Source organism: Amycolatopsis sp. NPDC098790 (assembly GCF_044759945.1).
GTDB lineage: Bacteria > Actinomycetota > Actinomycetes > Mycobacteriales > Pseudonocardiaceae > Amycolatopsis.
On record NZ_JBIWAI010000001.1, the window covers coordinates 2,178,443 to 2,193,859 of the forward strand.

Sequence of the window (15,417 nt, forward strand, 5' to 3'; positions counted from 1 at the left end):
GGAGGCCGGGCTAGACGTGGGGTCGCGGGTGGCGGGCAAGGGTGAGGCTGAGTGCTCAGCCGGTGGTGGTTCGACCGGAAGCCAGCCAGCGGGCGATGATCGTCCGCTGGATCTCCGAGGCCCCTTCGTAAATCCGGGGCGCGCGGACCTCGCGATACAAATGCTCCAGCAGGTGCCCGCGTCGCAAGGCGCGGGCGCCGTGCAGCTGGACCGCCGAGTCCACGACGAACTGCGCGGCCTCCGTCGCGAACAGCTTCGCCATCGCCGCGCGGCCGCCCAGGTTCTGCTCACCCGCGTCGTACGCTCCCGCCGCCGCGTAGACCAGCAGCCGCGCCGCCTCCGTGCGCGTTGCCATCTCCGCCAATGCGTGCGCCACCGCCTGCTGCTTGATCAACGGGCCGCCGAATGCTTCACGTTGACTCGTATACGAAACGCTGGCGTCCAGCGCTGCCTGGGCCATTCCGACGGCGAACGCTCCGACGCTCGGGCGGAACAGGTCCAGCGTTCGCATCGCCACCGCGAACCCGCGGTTCTCCTCGCCGAGCAACTCCTCGCGCCGGACCTCGACGCCGTCGAACGTCACTGTGCCGATCGGGTGCGGGCTCACCAGGTCCAGGTGCTCGCCGCCCAGGCCCGGGCGGTCGGCCGGGACGACGAACGCGCTCACCCCGCGCGAGCCCGCTCCCTGGGTCGTGCGTGCGAACACCGTGTAGAAGTCGGCCTCCGGGGCGTTCGAGATCCACATCTTCGAGCCCGTCAAGCGCCAGCCGTCGCCGTCGGGTTCCGCGGCCAGGGACAGCGCCGCCGCGTCCGAACCCGCGTCCGGCTCCGTCAGCGCGAACGCCGCCACCGCGTCGCCGGCCGCGACCGCAGGCAGCCACTTCGTGACCTGACTGTCCTGTCCGGACTGCAAGATCGGGTAACTTCCCAAGCCCTGCAACGCGAGCGCCGTCTCGGCCTCCGTGTTCACCGTGGCCAGGTTCTCCCGCAGGATGCACAAGTCCGTCGCGGCCGCTTGACGGGAAGGCGATCCCGAAGCGACGCCGGGGAAGAGCCGAGCGAGCAGCCCGAGCGCGCCCATCTCCTTGAGGAGCGGCCGGTTCACCGCACCCTCCACACCGGACTCGGCGAGCGGACGCAGCTGCTCCGCGCCCAGCCGGCGGACCTCGGCGGCGAACGCCTGCTGGTCGGGATCGAGGGTGAAGGTCATGACGAGGCTCCCGGACGCCAGCGGGCATGGGCGGTCCCCGTCGGCCCGGAGCGGACGAGGTCGAGACGCGGTTCGGGCCCGTCGCTGCGGCCCGTCTGTGGCTTGCGGCTGCCGGCGGCGAACGGCTTCGGCCACGGCATCGGGTACCCCTGCTCGGCCGCCGCGTGCAGAGTCCACTGTGGATCGTAGAGGTGCGTGCGGCCCAATGCGCAGAGGTCCGCGCGGCCGGCCAGGATCAGCGAGTTGACGTCGTCGTACGACGAAATCGCACCCACGGCGATCACCGCGATGCCGTACTCCTGCCCGATCTCGTTGCGGATCCGGTCGGCGTACGGTGTCTGAAAGCTGCGGCCGTACTGCGGCTTCTCCTCGCTGACGACCTGGCCGGTCGAGACGTCGATGCCCGCGGCCCCGTGGGCAGCGAACGCGCGCGCGATCTCGACAGCCTCGTCGGCGTCGACGCCGCCCTCGCACCAGTCGGTCGCCGAGATCCGGACCGTCATCGGCCGCTCGGCGGGCCAGACCGCGCGCACGGCGTCGAACACTTCGAGCGGGAACCGCAGCCGGTTCTCCAGTGAGCCACCGTAGGAATCGGTCCGCTGGTTGGTCAACGGTGAGAGGAAGGACGACAGCAGGTACCCGTGCGCGCAGTGCAGTTCGAGGACGTCGAACCCGGCGCGGGCGGCAGCTTTCGCGCACGAGACGAACTGCGAACGGATCTCCGCGAGTTCCGATGTGGACAGTTCACGCGGCACCTGGTTCCGCGACGAGTACGGCAAAGCCGAAGGTCCGCAGACCTCCCAGTTGTCCGACGGCAACGGCTCGTCGATGCCGTCCCACATCAGCTTCGTCGAGCCCTTGCGGCCCGAGTGTCCCAATTGGACACCGATTCGAGAAGACGACTGCGCGTGCACGAAGTCGACGACGCGCTTCCACGCCGCTTCCTGCTCGGCCGTGTACAAACCCCCGCAGCCAGGCGTGATCCGGCCTTCGGGGGAGACGCACACCATCTCCGTCATCACCAGCCCGGCCCCGCCGAGCGCCTTGCCGCCCAGGTGCACCAGGTGGAAGTCACCCGGAACACCGTCCACAGCGGAGTACATGTCCATCGGGGACACGACGATCCGGTTGGGCAGCTCGAGACCACCCAAGGAGAACGGCTGGAACATCGGCGGCCGCGACGTCGTCCCCAGCGACCGCGCGAACCAGTGGTCCAGCTCGGCCGCGAACTCCGGGTCGCGCAGGCGGAGGTTGTCGTAGGTGACGCGGCGGCTGCGGGTGAGGATGTTGAACGCGAACTGCGGCGGCTCCTGGTGGGCGTACTGCGCGATGTTCTCGAACCACTCCAGGCTGGCTTGCGCGGCACGCTGCGTCGACGTGACGACCGGCCGCCGCTCCAGCTCGTAGGCCTTCAACGCCGCCGCGACGCCGTCGTTTTCGTGCAGGCACGCGGCCAGCGCGAGCGCGTCCTCCATCGCCAGCTTGGTGCCCGAGCCGATCGAGAAGTGCGCGGTGTGCGCCGCGTCGCCGAGCAGGACGATGTTGTCGTGCACCCACGTCTCGCAGCGCACGGTGCCGAACGAAACCCACTTCGAGTTGTTCGCCATGATCCGGTGTCCACTCAGGACGTCGGCGCACAGCTCGCGGATCAGCGCGATGGACTTCTCGTCGCTTTCGCCGGGCGGGAGCGACGTCGCCGCGATCGGCCCGAACGTCCGCTGCCAGACGTCCTCCTGCACCTCGAGGATGAACGTGCTGCCCTCGCGGCCGTACGGGTAGCCGTGGATCTGCATGATCCCGGCCGGCGTTTCGAGGACGTAGAACTTGAAGGCGTCGAACACGAGGTCCGTGCCCAGCCAGATGTAGCGGCAGCGGCGGGTCTCGACGCTCGGCCGGAACGTCTCGGCGTGCCGGGCCCGGATCGCCGAGTTGACGCCGTCGGCGGCGATCACCAGGTCGTAGCCCGAGAGGTCGGCCGGCGCCTCCTCCTGGAAGTGCAGGCCGACGCCGAGTTCGGCGCAGCGGCTCTGCAGGATGCCGAGCAGGCGCTTGCGGCTCATCGCGGCGAAACCGTGGCCGCCCGAGGTGGTGACCGTGCCGCGGTAGTGGACGTCGATGTCGTCCCAGCGCGCGAACTCGGCCTTCATGGCCTCGTGCACGGCCGCGTCGGCGTGCTCGATGCCGCCGAGCGTCTCGTCGGAGAACACGACGCCGAAGCCGAACGTGTCGTCCGGCGCGTTGCGTTCCCAGACGGTGATTTCGTGGCCGGGACCCAGCTGCTTCGCGAGCGCGGCGAAGTACAGACCCGCCGGGCCGCCACCGATGACCGCGATACGCACGTCGTCGAGGATATGTCGTCAGCGGTACGACCGTCAATAACGCGAAAGATGGCGTACGGTGTGCCGCATGGAACGCATCAACCCGCCGGAGCTGGGCAAGCCGTCCGGGTTCTCGCACGCGGTGGTGGCCGAGGGCCGGGTCGTCTTCCTCGCCGGGCAAACCGCGCTGGACGCGTCGAACAAGATCGTCGGCGACGGCGTCGTCCAGCAGTTCGAACGCGCGCTCGGCAACCTGCTGACGTCGTTGCGCGCGGCCGGCGGAACTCCGGAAGACCTGTGCAGCGTGACGATCTACATCGTCGACATGGCGGACTACCGCGCCCACGCGCGCGAGATCGGCGCGGTCTGGAAGCGGCTCGCGGGCACCGAGTACCCGGCGATGGCCGGCATCGGCGTCTCCCGGCTGTGGGACGAAGAAGCCTTGGTCGAGGTGCAGGGCTTCGCGGTCGTCAGCCGAAGTTGATCGACTTCGCGACGAACGCGCGGGCCGGGTTCTCCAGCTGCGCGTGCAGCTCGAAGAACAGGTCGGCCGCGCGGATGCCGGACCAGTCGCGGGGCAGGAACTCCGCGGGCAGGCCGGGGTCGAGGTAGGGCATCCGCCGCCAGCCGGTCAGCACCCGGACGTAGTCGGCGAAGGCCTGCTCTTCGGTCACGGACCCGCGGCGCAACGCGGGGCCGTGCTCGTCGAGGAACGTCGTGTAGAGGTCGTCGAGCCGGTCGAGGTCCCACCAGTCGCGGACCTTCGCCCGGACGTCGCCGAAGGCCAGGTGGTCGGCGCGGAACAGGTCGGCGTACCCGGCCAGGCCGAGCCGGGTCAGCGCCTCCTCGGTCGCCGCGTGCAGGTGGGCCGGCGCGATCCAGACACCGGACGCGGCCGTGCCGAAACCCATCCGGGCGAGCTGGGTGCGCAGCAGGTGACGCTTGTGGCGCTCGGTCTCCGGCACCGAGAACACCGCGAGCAGCCAGCCGTCGGCCGGGGTCGCGCGCCCGCGGCGGAAGATCCGCTCGTCGCCCTCGCGCAGGATCTCGCGGGCGTCGTCGGACAGCTCGTATCCCGCCGTCGCGCCGCGGCGCACCGCTTCGAGGATCCCGCGCCGCTTCAGCCGGGAGATCGACGAGCGCACGGCGGGCTCGTCGACGCCGACGGCGGCCAGCAGGTCGATCAGCGAAGCGACCGAGAGCCAGCCGCCCTCGGTGCGCGAATAGAGGCCGTACACCGTCACGATGAGCTGGCGAGGCTGGGCCGCACGGCCGGAGCCGTCCAGCTCGGTTGCCTCGGGTACGGCCGTCATCGCGCCACGATAGCAACTCCCGCCGGGATCGCTCCGCTACGATTTCGCCGCGATGCTGCCAGCCACCAAGGGGATCTTCGACCGGCTCACCCGCCGCGGCCGCCTGATGACCAAGCGGACCTGCGACCGGCAGGGCCACGTCCTGCGCGAGGGGCGGTTCCTGTTCCGGACGCCGACCGCGTGGGAGTACGCGGCCGCCGTCGCGTGCGGCAGCGACCCCGCCGCCCAGCGGTGGCTCGGCTGGCAGGCCGACTCCATCGTGGCGAGGGGCGCGCGGGCCGACGCGCTGCGCGTGGTGCCTGGGACCGGCCCGGACTGGGTGTCGCCCGATCCGCAGTCGGTCGACCTGGTGATGATCGACGTCGAGGCCAACCGGTGCGTCGGCCTGGTGAGCGTGCACACCGGCGAGGACGGCGGCCCGGAAACCGGCGGCTACCTCGCGCCGGACTACCGCGGGCGCGGCAACGGCCGGATCCTCTTCGCGGCCGGTCTGACGCTGGCGCACGAGCACCTCGGGCTGCCGCGCGTCCGTGCCGGCGCCGAGGTCGGCAACATCGCGAGCGCGCGTTCGCTGCAGGCGGCGGGGCTCGCGCGCGTCGCCGGGCCGCCGACGTACCGGCTGCCGGACGGCCGCGTCACCGAGGCCTGGTGGTTCGAGCACGCCGTGCCGCGGGTGACGCGGTGCGGTGGTCCGCAGGCGACGTGGTTCCCGGCTTCCCTCCTGTAGAAGCTTCGGTCCACGCCGACGTTTTCCGTGGCTACCTTCGCCGCATGACTTCGCTTTCCGCCCCGGTTCCGCCTGTTCCCGCCGACGTTCCGCCGGGGAGCGTCGCCTGGCTGCGGGCTTCGGTTTCCCGGTTCAGCAACGGTCCCGATCACGCCCGCCGCCGCGCCCTCGCCGTGTCGGCGCTGGCCGAAGTGGACCCGGAAGTGTTGCGGCGCAAGGCGTCCGAAGCCGCCGGCGACTCGCGGCTGATCGTCGTCGGGGTGCTCGCGGGGGAACTGGGCCTTGCGGTGGTGCCTTCGGACGTCGTGGCGGTCGCGGCCGTCTACCACCCGCACGTGCCGTCGTCCGCGGAAGCCGAAGCCGCGCTGGGCCGGCTGGTCGCGGCCTGCGGTGGGACCGGCGAACTCGCCGCCGCGCGGATCAGCCTGCTCATCCAGGCTTGCGAAGCCACCGCCGGGCTGATCGGCAACGCGCTTCCGTTGGTGCGGGCGGGAAAGCCGCCCGAGGAAGCCGTGGCGGAAGTGCTGCGCGTGGACCCGCCGGTGGCGCACACCCGGCGCCGGGTCGACGGTGAGGACGTCCTGGTGCCGCTGGCCGGGACGCCGTTCGGCGCGGGCCCGCGCGAGTGCCCGGGGCCGGCGCACGCGATCGCGCTCGCGACCGGCGTGCTCGCGGCGACCCGCGGCTGACCCGCGGCGGGGTTCTGCTACTAATTACGCCTTCATCTTCTTGGGGGAAGGCGCGGGAATTGCTGTACATGAACGGTCTGCTCGGCATCGTCACGCTCGGGCTGTGGATCTTCTGCCTCGTCGACGTGATCACGACGGACGAGTCGTCCTGCCGCAACCTGCCGAAGGGTTTGTGGCTGCTGGTCGTGCTCGTCGTGCCGCTGGTCGGGTCGATCGTCTGGCTGGTGGCGGGCCGTCCGCAGCAGACGATGCGGGCGCGCGGGCCCTACGAGCGGAACGTGCCGGCGTACCCGGAGTACGACCGCCCGGGCCGGTTCGCGGCCGGGAACCCGGATGACGACGAGGAGTTCCTCCGCAAGTGCCGCGAACGCGCGGAGGCGCAGCGCAAGCTGGCCCGCGAGAAGCGCGCGGAGGACTGACCCCCGATGACGTGAATGACTCATTCATGTCGCCAGACGACATGAATGAGTCATTCACGTCGTTTCAGCAGGCCGGGCCTTCGCACGTCCCGCGTTCGTAGGCCTCCAGGGTGGAGATCACGACCTGGCGCTCGGCCGGCGTCAACGGCGCCAGCGCGTCGCTCCACGCCCTGGCGCCGCGCGCCAGCCACTCGTCGACCGCCGGGCGCTTGTCCGGCGTGATGCTGACGATCGTGCGGCGGCGGTCGGCCGGGTCCTCGTCGCGGTTCAGCACGCCCTGACGGCTCAGGTCGCCGACCATCAGGCTCGCCGTCGTCGGCGCGACCTCGAGGCGGCCGGCCAGCTCGGTGACCGTCATCGGGCCGTCGAACAGCAGGTACGACAGCAGCGAGAGGTGCCGCGGCGCGAGCGCGCAGCCGTTCAGCTCCTCCGGGACCGGCGTCCGCTTCGCGCGGCCCACCAGACGCGGCATCAACAGCAGGAGCCGGCGCACGCCGTCCTCGACACTCGGTCCGGCCTCCGTTGACACCGCCTGCCTCCCGTCGGTAGCTTTGTTTGCAAAGCAAACGCTTCGCGTGTCCCGACCCTACCTCGGGACACGAACGAGCGTACCGGCCACAACCAGGGGATCCCATGACTACGCCAGCCGACATGAACGACTTCAACACCCAGGTCGTCGAGGAGTTCCGGGCCAACGAAGGCAAGGTCGGCAACTACTTCGAGGGCAAGAACGTGCTCCTGCTCACGACGATCGGCGCGAAGAGCGGCCAGGAGCGCCTGTCGCCGCTGGTCTACACCCGCGACGGCGACCGCCTCGTCATCGCCGCGTCCATGGGCGGCGCGCCGAAGAACCCGGCGTGGTTCCACAACCTCGTCGCCAACCCGAAGGTCACCGTCGAGGTCGGCACCGAGACGTTCGAGGCCACGGCCACCGTGGTCGAGGACCGCGCCGAGCGCGACCGCCTGTACGCCGGCATGGTCGCGCACGCCGAGGGCTTCGCCGACTACGAGAAGAAGACCACGCGGCTCATCCCGATCGTCGTCCTCGAGCGCTGACGCTCAGCCGAACCGCCCCGCCGGGTCGTACTTCGCCTTCAGCTGCTTCAGCCGGGCGCGGTCCCCGGCGGGGAAGGCCGTCGCCAGTTCCTCGGCCGAGTGCGCGCCGTAGAGGAACGGCAGCAGCCGGCCGGTGGACCACGGCGCCAGCGCGTCGAACAGCTTCGCGTGCGCGCGGCGGATCGGGTCGACGTCGTCCTCGACGACCGACAGCGCCCGCACCACGAACTGCGCCGCCGAGTCCCAGCCGACGCCGTCCGTTCGCCGGCGGGCCAGTTCGCCGCCCAGCCGGTCGATGATCAGCACGGTCTCCGGGGTCGCGTGCTCGACGACCGCCGCCAGCATCGCATCGTTCAGGACCTCCACGGTCGCGTTCGTCCCGTGGTACGGGTGCGGGTGCGGCGGGTCGCTCGCGATCGACCCGGAATCCGTGTACGGCAACCGCTTCAGCGTGTCGAGCAGGACCGGCGCGGCGGCCCGCAGCGGCTTGACGAGCTCGTCGCCGTCCTCGCCGAGGTAGGCGATCCGGACGTTCGCGACGTGCTTGCCGCGGATCGGCTCGGGCAGGAACGGCAGGCCGGGCAGGGCGACCACCGCGATCGACGTCGTCAGCTCGTCGGGCGCGGTCACCGCCCACGTCCGCCACGCGCGCAGCACCGCGGGCAGGTCGGCGGCGTCGAAGTAGAGGCCGCCGCCGTACAGCTCGGTCACCGGGACGAGGCCGAACTCCAGCGCCGTCACGACGCCGAAACCGGCGCGGCCGCCGAGCAGCGCCCAGAACAGCTCGGACCCCGGGGTGACCGTGCGGAGTTCGCCGTCGGGGGTGACGACGTCGATGGCCTGGACGTGGTCGGCGGCGCGGCCGTAGCGGCGGGCCATCAGCCCGAAGCCGCCGCTGAGCGTGTAGCCGACGACGCCGACGTCGGGCGACGAGCCGCTCAGCGGGGCCAGCCCGTGCTTCGCGGCGGCCTCGATCACCGCACCCCAGCGGACCCCGGCTTCGACGCGCGCGGTCTGCTTTTCGGCGTCGATCTCGACGCCGGTCATCCGGCGGGTGCTGATGAGCAGGCCTTCGGTGCCGGCGTTGAGGCCGTGCCCGGTGGCTTGGACGGCGACGTGCAGTTCGTGCTCGGCGGCGTAGTTCACGGCGTCCTTGACGTCGTCCGCGTTCTCGGCGGCGACGACCACTGCGGGCCGCGTCGGGATGGACGTCTGGAAACCGGCGATCTCTTCGGCGTAACCGTCGTCGCCGGGGCGGAATGTCTGCATGTCTCCAGCTTCGAGCCGCCTTGATCAGAAGTCCAAGATCTAGGTTGTCTGGCGACTAGAATTAGTGCTTATGGAACTGCACCAGCTCGCATACTTCGTGGCCGTCGCGGAGGAAGGGAACTTCACGCGCGCGGCGGAACGGCTGCACGTCGCCCAGCCCGGGGTGAGCGCGCAGGTGCGGCGGCTCGAGCGGGAGCTGGGGCAGGAGCTGCTGGACCGGTCGGGCCGCACGGTCCGGCTGACGGACGTCGGCGCGGCCGCGTTGCCGCACGCGCGGGCGGCGCTGGCGGCGGTGAAGGGGGTGCGCGAGGCGGTCGACGAGCTGGCCGGGCTGGTCCGCGGCCAGGTCGCGATCGGCGCGGTGACGTCGGCGGGGCCGGTTCGCCTGCCGGACCTGCTGGCCCGCTTCCACGAGCGCTACCCGGCGGTGGAGATCACGCTGTCCGAGGCGAACTCGGACACGATGCTGGCAGCCCTGCGCGAAGGCCGGCTCGACCTGGCGGTGGTTGGGCTGGCGACGGACCCGCCGCCGGGAATCGCGACGCAGGTGCTGATCGACGAGCCGTTCGTGGCGGTGACGTCGGGTGTGCTGGCCGACCGGGCCGAGGTGGCGATCGCGGACCTGGCGGGGCTGCCGTTGATGGCGTTGCCGAAGGGGACGGGTCTGCGCACGGCGTTGGACGCGGCGTTCGTGCGGGAGGGGTTGGTGCCGCGGATCGCGTTCGAGGCGGCTGATCCGAACGTGCTGGTGCAGCTGGCGATGCGCGGGTTGGGGGTGGCGGTGGTGCCGGAGTCGCTGGGGCGGTTCCACGAGGGGGAGCTGCGGGTCGTCACGCTCAGCGGGCCTGGGCTGCGGGGCGTGCTGGCGTTGGCTTGGCGGACCGATGGGCCGCTCAGCCCGGCGGCTCGGGCGTTGATCGCGTTCGCCCGGGCCAGTTACCGCTCCTGAGGGCGGGATTCGGTGGCTCCGGCGCCGGCTTGGCGAGCTGGTCGGTCCGGTCAAGGCCGGTGGGGGCCTGCAACCGTGGCCGCGGCCGTTCACGAGTGAGTCGCCAGCAGCTCAAACCCGGGTTGCGGGGCGTGCTGGCGTTGGCTTGGCGGACCGATGGGCCGCTCAGCCCGGCGGCTCGGGCGTTGGTCGCGTTCGCCCAGAGCAGCTACCGCTCTTGACACGTCGTCAACAGTGTCGTTCCCTGGAGGACGTGACCGATACCGCGCTCGAGGACGCCGTGGTCGGGGCGGGGCTGCTGGCCGGCACCGCCAACGTGATCATGCAGCTGGCCCGCGCGCCCGTCGGGTACGGCGTGCTCGAAAGCAAGGTCGACAGCGGGAACCTCTTCCGGCACCCGCTCAAGCGGACGCGCACCACGCTCACCTACCTCGCCGTCGCCTCGATGGGCACCGATGCCGAACGCGCCGCCTACCGTCGCGGGGTCAACGCCGCCCACGCGCAGGTGCGGTCCACCGATGACAGCCCCGTCGCCTACAACGCCTTCGACACCGACCTCCAGCTCTGGGTCGCCGCCTGCCTGTACAAGGGCTTCGAAGACGTCTACCTCGCCTTCGTCGGCGGGCAACCGGCCACCTTCTACCGGGACGCCGCGCGGCTCGGCACCACGCTGCAGGTCCGCCCCGAGATGTGGCCCGCCGATCGCGCCGCCTTCGAGGAGTACTGGGCCGCCGGGGTTGCCGCCACCGGCATCGACGACACCGTCCGGCGGTACCTCACCGACCTCGTCGACCTGCGGTACCTGCCCTCGCCTGCCGCCGCGCTCGGGCGGCGGTTCAGCCGGTTCGTCACCACCGGCTTCCTGCCGCCGCAGTTCCGCGACGAGATGCGCCTGCCCTGGACGGCCGCCGACCAGCGCCGGTTCGAGGGGTTCCTCGCGAACGTCGGCCGGGTGACGCGGGTGCTGCCCGGCCCAATGCGGCGGTTCCCCTACAACCTCTGCCTCTGGGACCTGCGCCGGCGGCTGCGCACCGGGCGGCCGCTGGTCTGACGCGCCCCGTTAGAGTCTCGGCACCGCCACCCGAGGGGATCCCATGACGGTGCTCGAAACCGACGTCGCGTCCGAAGGAACCACGACCGCCCGCCGCGTGCCGCTGATCGTGGTGTCCGTGGTCCTCGTGGCCGTCTTCCTCGCCGGCGCCTGGGCCGCGTGGTTCCTCACCATCGACGACGCCTTCATCAGCTTCCGCTATTCGGCGAACCTCGCGGCCGGCCACGGCCCGGTCTGGAACGTCGACGGCCCGCGCGTCGAGGGCTTCACCAACTTCGCCTGGGTCGTCTGGTCGGGGCTCGGCGCGTGGCTCGGACTGGCGCTGCCGCTGTTCACCAAGGTGACGTCGCTGCTGCTCGGCCTCGGCACGCTGTACCTGCTCATCCGCGAAGGCCACCGCCGCGCCGGGCTCACCGGCGTGCTGGTCGGCGCCGGCGCGTACGTCGTGTTCCTGCCGACGTACTTCCACATCACCGCCGGGCTCGAGACGGCCGCGTTCGCCGCGGTGCTGCTGCGCGTGGTCGTGCTCGGGCTGCGCGTGCTCGCGAACGAGCGGGTGCGGACGTGGGAACCGCCGGTGCTGCTGCTCCTGCTCGGCATGCTCCGGCCGGAGGGCGTGCTGGCCGCGTTGCCGGTCTTCGTCGTGTGGTTCTGGCGCGAACGCGGGACCCGGCGCTGGGTGTGGACCGGCGCGGCCGTGGTCGTCGGCGCCGCGTACTTCGTCTGGCGCTGGCGCTTCTACGGCCAGCTGCTGCCCAACACCTTCTACGTCAAGTTCGGCAACCTCGACTCCGGCTGGGTGTGGACCAAGCACACGACGCTGCTGCTCCTCCCACTCCTGCTGCTGACCCTCTCGCTCCTCGTCCGGAAGACGACGAGGGCGGCCGGCGGGCTCCTGGTCGTCACCGTCGCGGTCACGTACCTGACGTACGCGGTGTCCGGCCCGACCATGGACTACCTCGACCGCTTCGCCGACCACGCGATCCCCGTCCTCTGCCTCGGCGCCGGGATCGCCGTCGGGACGCTGACCCAGCGCGTGGTGGGCGCGGTGCTCGGGCTGGTGGCCGTCGGCTGGTCGGCCGTCGCCGGCGCGACCGCGCCCGACCTCGGCGTCATCGCGAACTACGGGCCCGACCTGCAGCGCGCGCACGTCGCGATCGGGCAGGGCCTGGCCGAGGCGGACGTCCCGGCGCCGGCCCGCAGCCTCGCCGTCACCGACGCCGGCGCGATGCCGTACTACAGCGGCTGGACGTCGATCGACTACATCGGCCTCAACGACGCGGCGATCGCCCGCGGCGCCGACCCGACGCAGGTCGTCATGCAGGCGCGGCCGACGGTGATCGTCGTGACCGCGAACGGCCCCGAGCCGGTCGGCACGCGCTACGGCTTCGACTTCGCGAAGGCGACCGCGGGCTACGAGAAGGTGGCCGCGGTCGAGATGCGGGCCGGGTACTGGCAGGACGTCTACGCGCTGCCGCAGTACGCGTCGACCGTCGGCGAGCACGTCCGCCAGCGCGCCGACGCCGCCCGGCAGGTCAACGACCCGGATCGGATCGACGACTCGGTCGACCGCTGGCTCGACCGGCTCCGGAGCCAGCTGCCCTTCTGAGAGTTGACCGCTTCGCGAAGGGGCGCGAAGGTGGGCCGATGAGCGACGAGGTTCGTCACGGTGTGAAGCTGAGCAGTCTCGACCAGGAGGTCTTCCCCGGCGCGGGCGTGACCAAGCGGGAGTGGGTGGACTACCTCGAAGCCGTGTCCGACCGGATGCTGCCCGAGCTGCGCGACCGGCTGCTGACCGTCCTGCGGGTGCTGCGCGGGCAGGGCCCGTTCATGCAGAAGAACCTGCCGAAGTACACGCCGGACTGGGTCGAGCGGGTCAGCGTCTGGGCCGAGACGTCCAAGCGGGACGTCCACTACGCACTGTGCAACGACCTCCGCACGCTCATCTGGTTCGGCAACCAGCGGGCGATCGAGTTCCACACGTCGCTCTACCGCGGCGAGCCCGGCAACGGCCCGACGCACCTCATCCTCGACCTCGACCCGCCCGAGGACGGCCCGTTCTCCCTCGCCATCGGCGCCGCGAAGCTGGTGCGCGAAGCCCTGCGCAACGACGGCCTCGACGGGGCCGTGAAGACCAGCGGTTCCAAGGGCGTCCACGTGTTCGTGCCGCTGGCGCCCGGCCAATCCACGGAGGACATCGCCGCGGCGACGCGGGCGGTCGCGGCCCGCGCCGAGCGCATCGACCCGGCGCTCGGGACGACGGAGTTCGTCAAAGATCGCCGCGAGGGCAAGGTGTTCCTGGATTCGACGCGCGCGGGCGGCGCGACCGTCGTGTCGGTCTACAGCCCCCGCCACCGCCCGGGTGCGCCGGTGTCGTTCCCGGTTCCGTGGGCCGATCTCGACGGCGTCAAGCCCGCGGACTTCACGGTCCGCACGGCCGCGGCGCAGCTCGGCGACGGTGTGGACGCGTGGACGGCGGAGATGCCGGAGCCGTTCGTGCTGCCGGAGGACCTGGTGGCGGAGGGGCACACGATCCCGATCGCCCGGGTGGTGGCGATGCACGAGGGCAAACGCCGGGCCCGGGCCGCGCGCGAGTCGGGCTAAGCCGCCTGGTTGTGGCCGCGCCAGGCCGGGCCGTGGAGGCGCCGCGGGAGCTGGACGATCGCGACCGGCCGCTGCTCGGCGACGCGGTGGCGGGCCAGCCAGACCGTGTCCCGGCCGAACGACCACACCAGCGACACCAACGCCGCCACGACCACCGCGAACGCGAGGAACCCGGGAAGCAGACCGGACACCGCCACCAGCAGCACGACTCCCTGCACCGCGGCGACCGTCTTCCGGGCCATGCTCGGGTACAGCGGCGCGGTCAGCCACGGCAGCGCCCAGGAAGCCGCGACGAACGCGTACCGCATTAGGCCGATCGCCAGCACCCACAGCCCCAGCGAACGGGACACCTGGACGCACAGGAGCAGGATCAGGAACGCGTCGACCTCCATGTCGAACCGCGCGCCGAACTCGGACGCCGTGCCCGTGCGGCGGGCGACCTGGCCGTCGAAGCCGTCCATCGCCAGGGCCACCGCGACCAGGCCGACCAGCCACCAGAGGTGGTGGCCGCCGTCGGCGATCAGCTCGGCCGCGCAGCCGACCAGCACCGCGCGGGCGAACGTGATCCAGTCCGCCGGGCCGAACTTCCCGCGGCCGCTCTGCCGCAGCCCCCAGGCCGTCAGCAAGACCAGCGCGAGGCCGTACGCGGCCCCGGTCGCCCAGGCGAGCGGGGAGAGGAAACCGGCCCCCGCGGCGAGCGCCCACGCCGGGACCGAAGAGCGTAGGAGAAGTCCGTTCTTGATCATCTTTCACTCCGCGAATCGGCACGGCTGCTCATAAGGTGGCGGCGACACCAGCCTCCGGTCGCCTGCGAAGGAGAACACGTGGAACAGGCTTTCTGGGTTCAAAGTCCCGGCGAAGGCGCGCTCCGGCCGGTGGACCTGCCCACCCCGGGAGAGGGCGAAGTTCTCGTCCGGACGCTGTGTTCCGGCGTCTCCCGCGGCACCGAAACGCTCGTCTTCCGCGGCGGCGTCCCGGCGAGCCAGCACGACGTCATGCGCGCGCCGTTCCAGGAGGGCGAGTTCCCCGGCCCGGTCAAGTACGGCTACCTCAACGTCGGTGTCGTCGAGCAGGGCCCGGCCGAGCTCAAGGGCAAGACGGTCTTCTGCCTCTACCCGCACCAGACCGCGTACGTCGTCCCCGCGAGCGCCGTGACGCTCGTGCCGGACGCCGTCCCGCCCGGCCGCGCGATCCTCGCCGGCACGGTCGAGACCGCGGTGAACGCCGTCTGGGATGCGAAGCCGAAGCTCGGCGACCGGATCGCCGTCATCGGCGCCGGGATGGTCGGCTGCAGTGTCGCGAAACTGCTACAGGGCTTCCCGGCCACCCGCGTGCAGCTGATCGACGTCGACCCGGCGCGCGCGGAAATCGCGGAAGCGCTCGGCGTCGAGTTCTCGACGCCTGAGAACGCACACGGTGACTGCGACCTCGTCGTGCACGCGAGCGCGTCCGAACAAGGCCTCGCGAAAGCACTGGAACTGCTCGCGCCGGAAGGCACGGTCGTCGAAATGTCCTGGTACGGCGACCGCCGGGTCAGCGTGCCGCTCGGCGAGAACTTCCACTCGCGACGGCTGACGATCCGCAGCAGCCAGGTCGGGACGGTCGCGCGGCCCGACCGCGACTACGCCCAGCGGCTCGGCCTGGCCCTCGAACTGCTGACCGATCCGGCGTTCGAAGCGCTGGTCAGCGGCGAGTGCATGTTTGAAGATCTTCCAACCGTGTTACCCCGGTTGGCCGCGAATGAACTTTCCGCCCTCTGCCTCCGTGTTGTCTATCAGCCGCAGTGACCACGTCCACCCGAACGCATCGGAG

16 protein-coding genes are annotated in these 15,417 nt (G+C 71.5%); 10 read left to right on the forward strand and 6 right to left on the reverse strand.

Going from position 1 to position 15,417, the window contains the following annotated elements; all coding sequences use genetic code 11:
- Positions 1-55: 55 nt before the first annotated feature.
- On the reverse strand, positions 56-1,210 hold the full coding sequence (locus tag ACIQWX_RS10950; RefSeq protein WP_400868163.1) for an acyl-CoA dehydrogenase family protein: 1,155 nt from the start codon (positions 1,208-1,210) through the stop codon (positions 56-58).
- On the reverse strand, positions 1,207-3,549 hold the full coding sequence (locus ACIQWX_RS10955; protein ID WP_400868165.1) for a bifunctional salicylyl-CoA 5-hydroxylase/oxidoreductase: 2,343 nt from the start codon (positions 3,547-3,549) through the stop codon (positions 1,207-1,209). Before ACIQWX_RS10955 ends, ACIQWX_RS10950 begins: the two co-directional genes overlap by 4 nt.
- Positions 3,550-3,616: 67 nt before the next feature.
- Here ACIQWX_RS10955 and ACIQWX_RS10960 point away from each other — a divergent pair, with 67 nt between their 5' ends.
- Positions 3,617-4,012: a RidA family protein gene (locus ACIQWX_RS10960; protein WP_400868167.1), complete on the forward strand. Its 396-nt coding sequence runs from the start codon at positions 3,617-3,619 to the stop codon at positions 4,010-4,012.
- Here the strand turns inward: ACIQWX_RS10960 and ACIQWX_RS10965 are convergent.
- The gene (locus tag ACIQWX_RS10965; protein WP_400868169.1) at positions 3,999-4,841 is read right to left on the reverse strand and encodes a PaaX family transcriptional regulator C-terminal domain-containing protein; all 843 of its coding nucleotides are present in this window, start codon (positions 4,839-4,841) and stop codon (positions 3,999-4,001) included. The genes ACIQWX_RS10960 and ACIQWX_RS10965 overlap by 14 nt on opposite strands.
- 52 nt (positions 4,842-4,893) lie before the next feature.
- On the opposite strand from ACIQWX_RS10965, the gene ACIQWX_RS10970 reads away from it, so the two are divergent.
- From ACIQWX_RS10970 to ACIQWX_RS10980, 3 genes are read left to right on the forward strand one after another with little or no spacing between them, the layout of a single operon-like run.
- On the forward strand, positions 4,894-5,568 hold the full coding sequence (locus ACIQWX_RS10970; RefSeq protein WP_400868171.1) for a GNAT family N-acetyltransferase: 675 nt from the start codon (positions 4,894-4,896) through the stop codon (positions 5,566-5,568).
- Between the two features lie 44 nt (positions 5,569-5,612).
- Positions 5,613-6,257, forward strand: a complete 645-nt coding sequence (locus tag ACIQWX_RS10975; protein ID WP_400868173.1) for a hypothetical protein — start codon at positions 5,613-5,615, stop codon at positions 6,255-6,257.
- Positions 6,258-6,316: 59 nt separating this feature from the next.
- Positions 6,317-6,676, forward strand: a complete 360-nt coding sequence (locus ACIQWX_RS10980) for a PLDc N-terminal domain-containing protein (RefSeq protein ID WP_400868175.1) — start codon at positions 6,317-6,319, stop codon at positions 6,674-6,676.
- 64 nt (positions 6,677-6,740) lie between these two features.
- Here ACIQWX_RS10980 and ACIQWX_RS10985 read toward each other — a convergent pair whose 3' ends face one another.
- Positions 6,741-7,205 (reverse strand): MarR family winged helix-turn-helix transcriptional regulator, encoded by a 465-nt coding sequence (locus ACIQWX_RS10985; RefSeq protein ID WP_400868177.1) that lies wholly within the window; start codon positions 7,203-7,205, stop codon positions 6,741-6,743.
- A gap of 104 nt (positions 7,206-7,309) precedes the next feature.
- Between ACIQWX_RS10985 and ACIQWX_RS10990 the strand changes: the two genes are divergently transcribed.
- Complete coding sequence (locus ACIQWX_RS10990; RefSeq protein ID WP_400868179.1) at positions 7,310-7,732, forward strand: nitroreductase family deazaflavin-dependent oxidoreductase; 423 nt, start codon at positions 7,310-7,312, stop codon at positions 7,730-7,732.
- 3 nt (positions 7,733-7,735) lie between these two features.
- Here ACIQWX_RS10990 and ACIQWX_RS10995 read toward each other — a convergent pair whose 3' ends face one another.
- A complete protein-coding gene (locus tag ACIQWX_RS10995; protein ID WP_400868181.1) occupies positions 7,736-9,001 on the reverse strand; it encodes an FAD-binding oxidoreductase in 1,266 nt (421 codons plus the stop codon).
- A 70-nt stretch (positions 9,002-9,071) separates the two neighbouring features.
- Here ACIQWX_RS10995 and ACIQWX_RS11000 point away from each other — a divergent pair, with 70 nt between their 5' ends.
- The 4 genes from ACIQWX_RS11000 (at position 9,072) to ACIQWX_RS11015 (ending at position 13,605) form a co-directional block, all read left to right on the forward strand.
- Entirely contained in the window at positions 9,072-9,950 is an 879-nt protein-coding gene (locus ACIQWX_RS11000) for a LysR family transcriptional regulator (protein WP_400868183.1), read from the forward strand.
- A gap of 253 nt (positions 9,951-10,203) precedes the next feature.
- Positions 10,204-11,001, forward strand: coding sequence for an oxygenase MpaB family protein (locus ACIQWX_RS11005; protein WP_400868185.1), 798 nt, complete (start codon positions 10,204-10,206; stop codon positions 10,999-11,001).
- A gap of 43 nt (positions 11,002-11,044) precedes the next feature.
- A complete protein-coding gene (locus tag ACIQWX_RS11010; RefSeq protein ID WP_400868187.1) occupies positions 11,045-12,610 on the forward strand; it encodes a hypothetical protein in 1,566 nt (521 codons plus the stop codon).
- Positions 12,611-12,648: 38 nt separating this feature from the next.
- Positions 12,649-13,605, forward strand: a complete 957-nt coding sequence (locus ACIQWX_RS11015) for a DNA polymerase domain-containing protein (protein ID WP_400868189.1) — start codon at positions 12,649-12,651, stop codon at positions 13,603-13,605.
- Here the strand turns inward: ACIQWX_RS11015 and ACIQWX_RS11020 are convergent.
- The gene (locus ACIQWX_RS11020) at positions 13,602-14,351 is read right to left on the reverse strand and encodes a CDP-alcohol phosphatidyltransferase family protein (RefSeq protein ID WP_400868191.1); all 750 of its coding nucleotides are present in this window, start codon (positions 14,349-14,351) and stop codon (positions 13,602-13,604) included. The two genes, ACIQWX_RS11015 and ACIQWX_RS11020, sit on opposite strands and share 4 nt — an antisense overlap.
- A 78-nt stretch (positions 14,352-14,429) precedes the next feature.
- On the opposite strand from ACIQWX_RS11020, the gene ACIQWX_RS11025 reads away from it, so the two are divergent.
- A complete protein-coding gene (locus ACIQWX_RS11025; RefSeq protein ID WP_400868193.1) occupies positions 14,430-15,392 on the forward strand; it encodes a zinc-binding alcohol dehydrogenase in 963 nt (320 codons plus the stop codon).
- Positions 15,393-15,417: the final 25 nt, after the last annotated feature.